The sequence below is a fragment of the Stutzerimonas stutzeri KOS6 genome, assembly GCF_000307775.2.
Taxonomy (GTDB): domain Bacteria; phylum Pseudomonadota; class Gammaproteobacteria; order Pseudomonadales; family Pseudomonadaceae; genus Stutzerimonas; species Stutzerimonas stutzeri_B.
Map to the genome: position 1 here is coordinate 2,433,151 of NZ_KK020676.1, position 7,053 is coordinate 2,440,203.

6 protein-coding genes are annotated in these 7,053 nt (G+C 65.0%); 5 read left to right on the forward strand and 1 reads right to left on the reverse strand.

The features are described 5' to 3' along the window. Positions 1 to 180: 180 nt before the first annotated feature. Positions 181 to 1,074, reverse strand: coding sequence for a LysR family transcriptional regulator (locus B597_RS39210; RefSeq protein WP_024162314.1), 894 nt, complete (start codon positions 1,072 to 1,074; stop codon positions 181 to 183). A gap of 156 nt (positions 1,075 to 1,230) precedes the next feature. Here B597_RS39210 and B597_RS39215 point away from each other — a divergent pair, with 156 nt between their 5' ends. Genes B597_RS39215 through B597_RS39235 form a run of 5 tightly spaced genes read left to right on the forward strand, consistent with a single transcriptional unit; the run spans position 1,231 to position 6,777 of the window. Beyond that, entirely contained in the window at positions 1,231 to 2,742 is a 1,512-nt protein-coding gene (locus B597_RS39215; protein WP_024162315.1) for a CoA-acylating methylmalonate-semialdehyde dehydrogenase, read from the forward strand. A gap of 47 nt (positions 2,743 to 2,789) precedes the next feature. Next, positions 2,790 to 3,563 carry an enoyl-CoA hydratase gene (locus B597_RS39220; RefSeq protein WP_024162316.1) on the forward strand — a complete coding sequence of 258 codons (774 nt, stop codon included), beginning with the start codon at positions 2,790 to 2,792 and terminating at the stop codon, positions 3,561 to 3,563. A 36-nt stretch (positions 3,564 to 3,599) separates the two neighbouring features. Next, positions 3,600 to 4,490, forward strand: a complete 891-nt coding sequence (gene mmsB / locus B597_RS39225; RefSeq protein ID WP_020306202.1) for a 3-hydroxyisobutyrate dehydrogenase — start codon at positions 3,600 to 3,602, stop codon at positions 4,488 to 4,490. A 2-nt stretch (positions 4,491 to 4,492) separates the two neighbouring features. Next, the gene (locus B597_RS39230) at positions 4,493 to 5,587 is read left to right on the forward strand and encodes an enoyl-CoA hydratase/isomerase family protein (RefSeq protein ID WP_024162317.1); all 1,095 of its coding nucleotides are present in this window, start codon (positions 4,493 to 4,495) and stop codon (positions 5,585 to 5,587) included. 38 nt (positions 5,588 to 5,625) lie between these two features. Next, on the forward strand, positions 5,626 to 6,777 hold the full coding sequence (locus B597_RS39235; protein WP_024162318.1) for an acyl-CoA dehydrogenase family protein: 1,152 nt from the start codon (positions 5,626 to 5,628) through the stop codon (positions 6,775 to 6,777). The last annotated feature ends 276 nt before the right edge of the window (positions 6,778 to 7,053 follow it).

The following is a 7,053-nucleotide window of genomic DNA, read 5'->3' on the forward strand; positions in this document are numbered from 1 at the left end:
CCCAGGTCGTGCGCATGCGCGCCAGATCCTTGAACTCGATCGGCATCAGCATCCAGAAAGTGAAGCGAAGCATCGTAGGGTGGGCTTCAGCCCACCAAAATTCAGCCACCCGAACTGCCCCTGTCGGTGGGCTGAAGCCCACCCTACGCCTGAAATCGCACCGGGGCGGGCCCTCCACGATCAGCCCTGCCCCAGCAGCCGCCCCTGATTCTGCTGCGCCATTTCCTTCAGGTAATCCCAGGTCGTGCGCATGCGCGCCAGATCCTTGAACTCGATCGGCATCAGCATCCAGAAGGTGCGGGTAAAGCTGACCTCCTCCGGCAGCAGCAGTCGCAGCCGTGGATCGGCGTCGGCGGAAAACGCCGGCAGGATCGCAATCCCCGCCCCCATCGCCACCGCTTCCTGCTGCGCCAGCAGGCTGGTGCTGCGCAAACCGATGGAGCGAGCGTCGGCGATGCCATCGAGAAACAGCAACTCTTTGGTGAAGAGCAGATCATCCACGTAACTGACGAAGCGGTGCTCAACCAAATCCTCGCGACTGCGAATCGGCGGATGTTCCTCCAGATACGCCGGAGAAGCGTACAACCGCAGCGCATAGTCGGTGAGCCGGGTAATGATGAAAGGCCCACGCTCGGGGCGTTCAAGGGTAATGACGATATCCGCCTCGTGGCGCGACAGACGCACCGCGCGCGGCAGCGCCAGCAGGTCGATGTTCAGGTGCGGATAGCGCCGACTGAGCCCGGTGAGCTGGCCGGCAAGCATCACCGTGCCGTAGCCCTCCGTCGCGCCGATGCGCACCTGCCCGGAAAGCCCATCGGCCATGCTTGGCAGCGAATGTTCGATGGCCACGCTGGCGCTTTCCATCGCCTCGACCCGCGGCAGCAGGTTGCGCCCGGCCTCGGTGAGCCTGTAGCCGCCGGGCTCACGCAGGAACAGCTGCAGGCCCATGCTTTTTTCCAGCGCCTGCAGGCGCCGCGACACGGTGGTGTGATCCACCGCCAGACGGCGAGCCGCGGTCGTCAATCGCCCGGCCCTGGCGACTTCGAGAAAATAACGCAGATTGTCCCAGTCCATGGTTCAAGCCTCCTTAGAACTCTGTGCATTTATGCAGACCAAATCTGCGCGAGGCCGCATTGTAATGTGATTTTTTGCATTGCTAAATTCAGTGCAGCTTCTCGCAGCTGTCCGCGAGCCCATAACAACAAGGTGCCTTCTCAGGCGGAGAGCCTTATGACAACGTCCAGCTCCATTCCTACCGTCAAATTGCTTATCGACGGTGAATTTATCGAATCGACCACCCAGGACTGGCGCGATGTCGTCAACCCGGCGACCCAGGAAGTCCTGGCGCGCGTGCCTTTTGCGACTGCCGAGGAAATCGACCGTGCCGTCGCCAGCGGCCAGAAAGCCTTCAAGACCTGGCGCAAGACGCCGATCGGTGCGCGTGCGCGCATCTTCCTCAAGTACCAGCAGCTGATTCGTGAAAACATGAAGGAGCTGGCGGCGATCCTCACCGCCGAACAGGGCAAGACCCTGGCCGATGCCGAAGGCGATGTGTTCCGCGGCCTGGAAGTGGTCGAGCACGCCGCCGGTATCGGCAACCTGCAGCTCGGCGATCTGGCGAACAACGTCGCCGCCGGCGTCGATACCTATACCCTGCTGCAGCCGCTGGGCGTCTGCGCCGGCATCACGCCATTCAACTTCCCAGCGATGATCCCGCTGTGGATGTTCCCGATGGCCATCGCCACCGGTAACACCTTCGTCCTCAAGCCGTCCGAGCAGGACCCGATGGTCACCATGCGCCTGTGCGAACTGGCGCTGGAAGCCGGCGTGCCACCGGGCGTGCTCAATGTGGTGCATGGCGGTGCGGACGCGGTAAATGCGATCTGCGACCACCCGGATATCAAGGCGGTTTCCTTCGTTGGCTCGACCAGGGTTGGCACCCACGTCTACAACCGTGCGTCCCAGGCCGGCAAGCGCGTGCAGTGCATGATGGGCGCCAAGAACCACGCCATCGTGCTGCCCGATGCGCACAAGGAACAGACCCTCAACGCCATCGCCGGTGCCGCCTTCGGCGCGGCAGGCCAGCGCTGCATGGCGCTGTCGGTGGTGGTGCTGGTGGGCGAGGCGCAGGCCTGGATTCCCGATCTGGTGGCCAAGGCGCAGACCCTCAAGGTCAACGCCGGTGTCGAGGCCGGCACCGATGTCGGTCCGCTGGTTTCCTGCGCGGCGCTGGATCGCGTCAGCGGGCTGATCGAACGCGGCGTACGCGAAGGCGCCAAGCTTGAGCTGGACGGCCGCAACCCGAGCGTCAGCGGCTACGAAAAGGGCAACTTCGTCGGCCCGACGATCTTCTCCGGCGTTACCCGCGAGATGAGCATCTATCAGGAAGAAATCTTCGGCCCGGTCCTCTGCGTCATGGCGGCAGCGACCATGGACGAAGCCATCGCGCTGATCAACGCCAACCCGAACGGCAACGGCACCGCCATCTTCACCCGCTCTGGCGCGGCCGCGCGGCACTTCCAGGAAGAGATCGACGTGGGTCAGGTGGGCATCAACGTACCGATCCCGGTGCCGGTGCCGATGTTCTCCTTCACCGGTTCGCGCGCTTCCAAGCTCGGCGACCTCGGCCCCTACGGCAAGCAGGTGGTGCAGTTCTACACCCAGACCAAGACCATCACCGAGCGCTGGTTCGACGAGAACGAGGTCGGCGGCCCGGTCAACACCACCATCAACCTGAAGTGACATCACCCACCGGGCCGGCGGACGCGCCGGCCCTCAAGGACGCTGAAATGACATTCGAAACCCTGCTCGTCGACATCCAGGAGCGCGTTGCGCTGATCACCCTCAACCGGCCGCAGGCGCTCAATGCGCTCAATGCGCAGCTGATCAGCGAACTGAACCAGGCCCTGGGCCAGCTCGAGGCCGATCCGCAGATCGGCTGCATCGTGCTCACCGGCTCGGCCAAGGCGTTCGCCGCCGGCGCCGACATCAAGGAAATGGCCGAGCTGTCCTACCCGCAGGTCTATCTCGATGACCTCTTTGCCGAAGCCGACCGCATTGCCACGCGCCGCAAGCCGCTGATTGCCGCCGTCGCCGGTTACGCCCTGGGTGGTGGCTGCGAGCTGGCATTGCTCTGCGACATGATCTTCGCCGCCGACAACGCGCGCTTCGGCCAGCCGGAAGTCAACCTCGGCGTGCTGCCGGGCATTGGCGGCACCCAACGCCTGACCCGCGCAGTGGGCAAGGCCAAGGCGATGGACATGTGCCTGACCGGTCGCCAGATGGACGCCGCCGAAGCCGAGCGCGCCGGCCTCGTCGCCCGTGTATTCCCAGCCGAAAGCCTGCTGGAGGAAACCCTCAAGGCCGCCCGGGTGATCGCCGAGAAATCCCTGCCGGCCACCATGATGATCAAGGAAAGCGTCAACCGCGCCTTCGAGACCACGCTGGCCGAAGGCATCCGCTTCGAGCGTCGTATGTTCCACGCGGTGTTCGCCACTGCCGACCAGAAGGAAGGCATGGCCGCGTTCAGCGAGAAGCGCAAGCCTGAGTTCACCAATCGCTAAGCCGCATTTGGCCATAACAACAAGAGGAAACACGCCATGCATATCGGATTCATCGGCCTGGGCAACATGGGCGCACCCATGGCCCACAACCTGCTCAAGGCAGGCCACCAGCTCAGCGTCTTCGACCTCAACGCCGCGGCCGTCGAAAACCTGGTCGGCGCCGGCGCGCTGCCGGTCGACTCCCCGACCGCCATCGCCCAGGGCAACGCCGAACTGATCATCACCATGCTGCCGGCCGCCGCCCATGTGAAGAGCGTGTACCTGGGCGAGAACGGCCTGATCGCCAGCAGCCGTGCCGGTGTGATGCTGATCGACTGCTCCACCATCGATCCGCACAGCGCCCGCGAAGTGGCCAAGGCCGCCGCCGAGCATGGCAACCCGATGCTCGACGCACCGGTCTCCGGCGGCACCGGCGGTGCAGCAGCCGGCACCCTGACCTTCATGGTCGGTGGCAGCGATGCGGACTTCGATCGTGCACAACCGATCCTCGCGGCCATGGGCAAGAACATCGTGCACTGCGGTGCAGCCGGCAACGGCCAGGTGGCCAAGGTCGCCAACAACATGCTCTTGGGCATTTCCATGATCGGCGTCGCCGAGGCGATGGCGCTGGGCGTCGCGCTGGGCATGGATGCCAAGACCCTGGCCGGGGTGATCAACACCTCCAGCGGCCGCTGCTGGAGCTCGGATACCTACAACCCCTTCCCCGGCGTGCTGGACAACGTACCGGCCTCGCGCGGCTACAGCGGCGGCTTCGGCAGCGACCTGATGCTCAAGGACCTGGGCCTGGCCACCGAGGCCGCCAAGCAGGTGCGCCAGCCGGTGATCCTCGGCGCCCTCGCCCAGCAGCTCTACCAAAGCTTCAGCGCCCAGGGTCATGGCGGCCTGGACTTCTCGGCGATCATCAATCAGTACCGCAAGGACACCTGACCATGCCTGCAACCGAACGCCCCGTGCTGGCCGCCGTACGCAACCACGTCGGCCACCTCACCCTCAACCGCCCGGCCGGGCTGAATGCGGTGACCCTGGAAATGGTCCGCCTGCTGCAACAGCAGCTCAGCGCCTGGGCGGCCGATCCGCAGATCCATGCCGTGGTGCTGCGCGCCAATGGCGAGAAGGCCTTCTGCGCCGGCGGTGACATCCGTTCGCTGTACGACAGCTTCCAGCGCGGCGACACCGAGCACGAAACCTTCTTCGAGGAGGAATACGCCCTCGACCAGTACATCCATGCCTACCCGAAGCCACTGCTGGCGCTGATGGATGGCTTCGTCCTCGGCGGTGGCATGGGCCTGGTCCAGGGCGCGTCGCTGCGCGTGGTCACCGAGCGCGTGCGCATGGGCATGCCGGAAGTGGGCATCGGCTATTTCCCGGATGTGGGCGGCAGCTATTTCCTCTCACGCCTGCCGGGTGAGCTTGGCACCTACATGGGCGTCACCGGCCTGCAGATCCGCGCCGCCGATGCGCTGCACGTGGGCCTGGCGGACTGGTGCGTCAGCCACGACCAGATCGCCGAGCTGGATCGTTGCCTCGACCACATGAGCTGGTCCGTCCATCCGCAGGAGGCGTTGCGCACCCTGGTGGCGACGCTGGGCAGCAACAAACTGCCGGGTTCCGAGCTGAAGGCGCTGCATCAGGCCATCGACGAGCATTTCGGCAAAAGCGATGTGGCGGCAATTCGCGCATCACTGGCCGCCGAGACACGCCCGGAGTTTGCCGACTGGGCCGAGGAAACGCTCAAGGTGCTCGACAGCCGCTCGCCGCTGGCCATGTGCGTGACCCTGGAGATGCTGCGTCGCGGCCGCGAACTGCCGATCGCCGACTGCTTCGCCCTGGAGTTGCATCTGGACCGTCAATGGTTCGCCAAGGGCGACATCATGGAAGGCGTGCGTGCGCTGATCATCGACAAAGACAAGTCACCGCGCTGGAACCCGCCGACGCTGGCAGAGGTCACGCCGGAGCGCGTCCAGGCGTTCTTCGACGGCTTCAAGGCCACCACCGGCAAGACACGCCGCAGCGCCACGGCCTGAACCTCTTTTGCAGCACAACAACAAGAAGAGACCGCGCAATGCATGACCTCGAACTCAGCGAAGACCAACGCATGATCCGCGACATGGCGCGCGACTTTGCCCGCCGCGAGATCGCCCCCCATGCACAGGCCTGGGAAAAGGCCGGCTGGATCGACGACGCCCTGATCGCCCAGATGGGCGAGCTTGGCCTGCTCGGCATGGTCGTCCCGGAAGAATGGGGCGGCAGCTACATCGACTACGTCGCCTACGCCCTGGCCGTGGAGGAAATCTCCGCCGGCGACGGCGCCACCGGCGCGCTGATGAGCATCCACAATTCGGTGGGCTGCGGCCCGGTGCTGAACTACGGCTCGCAGGCGCAGAAGGACGAGTGGCTGGCCGAACTGGCCAGCGGTCGCGCCATCGGCTGCTTCGCCCTCACCGAACCGCAGGCCGGCTCCGAGGCGCACAACCTGCGCACCCGCGCCGAACTGGTGGACGGCCAGTGGGTGCTCAACGGCAGCAAGCAGTTCTGCAGCAACGCCAAGCGGGCGAAGTTGGCCATCGTCTTCGCGGTGACCGATCCGGACCTCGGCAAGAAGGGCCTTTCCGCGTTTCTGGTGCCCACCGACACGCCCGGCTTTGCGGTGGAGCGCAGCGAACACAAGATGGGCATCCGCGCCTCGGACACCTGCGCGGTCTCGCTCAGCGACTGTCGAATCCCGGAGGCAAACCTGCTTGGCGAGCGTGGCAAGGGCCTGGCGATTGCGCTGTCGAACCTCGAAGGCGGCCGTATCGGCATCGGCGCGCAGGCCCTGGGCATCGCCCGTGCGGCCTTCGAAGCCGCCCTGCTCTACGCCCGCGAGCGCGTGCAGTTCGGCAAGCCGATCGCCGAGCACCAGAGCATCGCCAACATGCTCGCCGACATGCAGACCCAGCTGAATGCGGCGCGTCTGCTGATCCTGCATGCCGCAAGGCTGAAGAGCGCCGGCCTGCCCTGCCTGTCCGAAGCCTCCCAGGCCAAGCTGTTTGCCTCGGAAATGGCGGAGAAGGTCTGTTCGCAGGCGGTGCAGATCCACGGTGGCTACGGCTATCTCGAGGATTATCCGGTCGAGCGCTATTACCGCGATGCTCGTATTACGCAGATCTACGAGGGCTCGAGCGAGATCCAGCGCCTGCTGATCGCGCGGGAGCTGGCGAACTATCCGCTTTAGGGGGATCGGTGCCTTGAGAGGAAGACGCCGCGAGGTCAGGTCATGTTGGTGGGCTGAAGCCCACCCTACATGCTGAAGGTGACTTGACTGAGATGGGCTTTCCATCGCAGAAGCTCCCGGTCTCGGTGGGCTGAAGCCCACCCTACGAAACCTGGGGGCCGAGGCGTTATATAGGCGTGCGCGCCGTGGCACCGTAGGGTGGGCTTCAGCCCACCAATCAACCGCAGTCTCGACGGTTATTCGACAGCACCGGATGACTGCAGCCAAATAAAAAGG

What these genes read in the sequence shown, in the direction of transcription:
- B597_RS39210 (WP_024162314.1), bottom strand. Translation starts at nt 1,074, where the DNA reads ATGGACTGGGACAATCTGCGTTATTTTCTCGAAGTCGCCAGGGCCGGG.
- B597_RS39215 (WP_024162315.1), top strand. Translation starts at nt 1,231, where the DNA reads ATGACAACGTCCAGCTCCATTCCTACCGTCAAATTGCTTATCGACGGT.
- B597_RS39220 (WP_024162316.1), top strand. Translation starts at nt 2,790, where the DNA reads ATGACATTCGAAACCCTGCTCGTCGACATCCAGGAGCGCGTTGCGCTG.
- mmsB (WP_020306202.1), top strand. Translation starts at nt 3,600, where the DNA reads ATGCATATCGGATTCATCGGCCTGGGCAACATGGGCGCACCCATGGCC.
- B597_RS39230 (WP_024162317.1), top strand. Translation starts at nt 4,493, where the DNA reads ATGCCTGCAACCGAACGCCCCGTGCTGGCCGCCGTACGCAACCACGTC.
- B597_RS39235 (WP_024162318.1), top strand. Translation starts at nt 5,626, where the DNA reads ATGCATGACCTCGAACTCAGCGAAGACCAACGCATGATCCGCGACATG.